The 2,811-nt window shown below is 58.1% G+C and carries 3 protein-coding genes; 2 read left to right on the forward strand and 1 reads right to left on the reverse strand.

All coding sequences use genetic code 11. The annotated features are described in order from the left end of the window. Positions 1 to 189: hypothetical protein (locus tag B3520_RS00610; protein WP_286875073.1), on the forward strand; the 189-nt coding region annotated here is incomplete at its 5' end. A gap of 48 nt (positions 190 to 237) precedes the next feature. Further along, entirely contained in the window at positions 238 to 2,196 is a 1,959-nt protein-coding gene (locus B3520_RS00615; RefSeq protein WP_286807116.1) for a putative bifunctional diguanylate cyclase/phosphodiesterase, read from the forward strand. Between the two features lie 24 nt (positions 2,197 to 2,220). Here the strand turns inward: B3520_RS00615 and B3520_RS00620 are convergent. Next, the coding region (locus B3520_RS00620; protein ID WP_286875075.1) for a substrate binding domain-containing protein at positions 2,221 to 2,811 on the reverse strand (591 nt) is incomplete at its 5' end.

The raw sequence follows: 2,811 nt of genomic DNA on the forward strand, positions 1-2,811 counted from the left end.
GCCGAAGGCGCATCCGCCGTAACGCAACCCCAAAACCCAACTGAACTCCACACCCGCCGTAAACCAACGGTTCACCCCGACACCTCACCACACCGGCAGAAAACCGGCACTTCTGCACCGGGGTGGCGCATTATTCATCTTTATGTTACTATGTTGACCATCCAATCGTTTGTAAGACTCCCCCAATAACCCATATCACCCCAACACTCACCAAATACTGGAGAGGTTAATACCCCTATGCCGGGCAAAAAACTGACCGCCGTGATCGTCGCGCTCGTAGCCCTCATCACCCTGTCGTTGGTGGTGCTGGGAGGCAATGCCTTGATAGGGCTGCATGACACCATGGAATCGGCAGCGGACAACGAGCACATTGAGGGGATTACCTGGGCGGGGGCACTGATCAGCGCTATCCTGGTCGGCTGCGTTCTGGCCCTGATCTTCAGCCTGGACAAGGCCGGACGGTTGTCCCAGTTGATCCGTCGGCTGCGGGAGGAGTCCTTCCAAAACGCCTATCAGAAGGCGCAGTTGGAGCAGTTCTTTGCTATCTCACCGGATATCCTCTGCACCCTGGACCAGCAGGGAGGCTTTTTGCAGGTTAACCCAGCAGCCAGTCGTATTCTGGGCCGAACTCCCGAAGACATGGGGGGCAGCCGATTTCTCAGCGTTATTTGTGACGGTGACCGCCCTGAAGTGGTCAAGCAGATCAACAGTCTACTGTCTCACGGAGAAAACCACGTCAGCTTTGATGCCCGCACCAAAACCGCCAACGGCAGTCACCGTTGGGTCGAGTGGAGTTTTGTCAAAGTGGACTGGGAGACCCTTTACTTCGGTTACGGACGGGATATCCACGACCGCAAAGTCATGGAAAAAGAGCTTCAGCACAGTGCGTTCCATGACAAGCTCACCGGCGTCGCCAACCGCGAGCTGTTTCTGGATCGTCTGTCTCAGACCATTCACCGCACTCGCCGGCACCCAGCCCCTTTTGCTGTGTTGCTTATGGATATCGACAACTTCAAAACCATTAATGACAGCTATGGCCACCAGGTGGGCGATAGCTTATTGAGGCTTTTCTCTCAGCGCATTCAGGATCAGCTGCGCCCTGAAGATACCTTGGCCCGGTTCGGCGGCGATGAGTTTATCTTGCTTGCCGAGCACGTGGCTGACCACAACGCAGCCGCCAGCCTGGCCGAGCGCATTCTGGAAAGCCTACGACGGCCGTTTACTGTGAGTGGCACTGAGTTTGATGTGGGCTCCAGCGTCGGTATTACCCTGGAATCCGGCCAGGAGCAAAGTGCGGATACGCTGATTCGTAAGGCCGACCTGTCTCTGTATAAAGCCAAAGAGGCAGGGAAGGGCACCTACTTTATTTATGATCAGGCACTCAGCAATGAGCAGCGTTCCAGAGCCAGACTGGAAACCGAGCTGCGCAAAGCGCTTCAGAATCAGGACTTGAAAGCCCACTTTCAGGCCATCACCGATGTGCCGACGGGTAATCCGAGCGGCTGTGAAGTGCTGTGTCGCTGGCACCACCCCGAGCTGGGCGTCATGAGCCCGGAAGACTTTGTCCCCGTAGCCGAGGCGGCCGGGCTGATTGGCGACATTGGTCGCCAGATGCTCACCCAGGCCTGCGCCGCGCTTCAGCAGTGGCGGGCCAATGGTGTTGTACCCTGCGAGTTCGCCATCAGTGTCAACCTGTCACCCAAAGAGTTCTTTCAGGTTGACCTGGTGCCGTTTATTCAGCAAACCCTGCAAGCCTATGGGCTGAGCGGCCGAAACCTCAGTCTGGAGGTCACGGAGGGCGTGTTGATCGAACGCGACGAAGAGGCGAGCAAAATTCTGAATCGGTTGCGCGATTTGGGAATCCGCATTTACGTGGATGACTTCGGCACTGGCTACTCGTCGTTGAGCTACCTGCGCACCCTCCCTGTGGACGGCATTAAGCTGGACAAGAGCTTTATTGAGAAAATCCACTCCGCCAAAAAGAGCCAGGAGATTGCCCGCACCGTACTGGAGCTGGCCAAGGTGCTCAAGCTGCGCTCCATCGTAGAAGGCATCGAAACCCGCGAGCAGCTGGATTTCGTTACCGATCTTGGCTTCGGCTACGCTCAAGGCTTTGGTCTCCATCGTCCCTGTGACAAAGATGCCTTTGCACTCTGGATGGCGACCCAGGAATCCAGGCAAGCCGGTGCCGCTTGACTCGTTCGGCTCCAGGCTTCTCTCTCACCCCACCTCCGGCATGGCCTCTGATATGTCGTCAAACCACTGCTGCAGACTGTCGATGACGGCGCGGGTTTTCGCGGGCATGGTGTCGCGGCTGGGGGCCAGGGCATGAACACTGAAGCTGGGTGCCCGCCACTGCGGTAACAGTTGTATTAATCGGCCGCTGCGCAGCGCCTCCCGCACCTCCGGCTCGGGCAGCAGCCCGTAGCCCACGCCATCCTGAACAAGCTGTATCGCCACTTGCATATTATTCACCCGAATTCGCGGTCGGGGTAGCGGTAGCGCCTCGCCGGTAAGGTGGTGGGTCAGCCTGTCGTTGAATCGCCGTTCGCGCACGGTATGTGCAATGTAACCCTCCCCGCTCAGGCCCTCGGGGCGTTCAATCGGCTTTGCCAGTTGAGCATGCCCCGGCGCGGCACACAGCACAAAATGCCAGTCCACCAGATGTCGGGCTACCAGGGAAGAATCGGCCAATGGGCCGATGCACAGCGCCAGGTCCGCGCCCGCGGCAATCAGGTCCGGGTTTTCGTCACCGAAGCTCAGGTCCAGGCGTAACCGGGGAAACTCCCGCGTGAGCTGCTTGAGCGGCTC

It is taken from the genome of Marinimicrobium sp. UBA4509, from assembly GCF_002388575.1.
GTDB lineage: Bacteria > Pseudomonadota > Gammaproteobacteria > Pseudomonadales > Cellvibrionaceae > Marinimicrobium > Marinimicrobium koreense.

Bases quoted from the DNA above. Each gene is read 5' to 3' on its own strand.
- B3520_RS00615 (WP_286807116.1), top strand. From the start codon at position 238: ATGCCGGGCAAAAAACTGACCGCCGTGATCGTCGCGCTCGTAGCCCTC.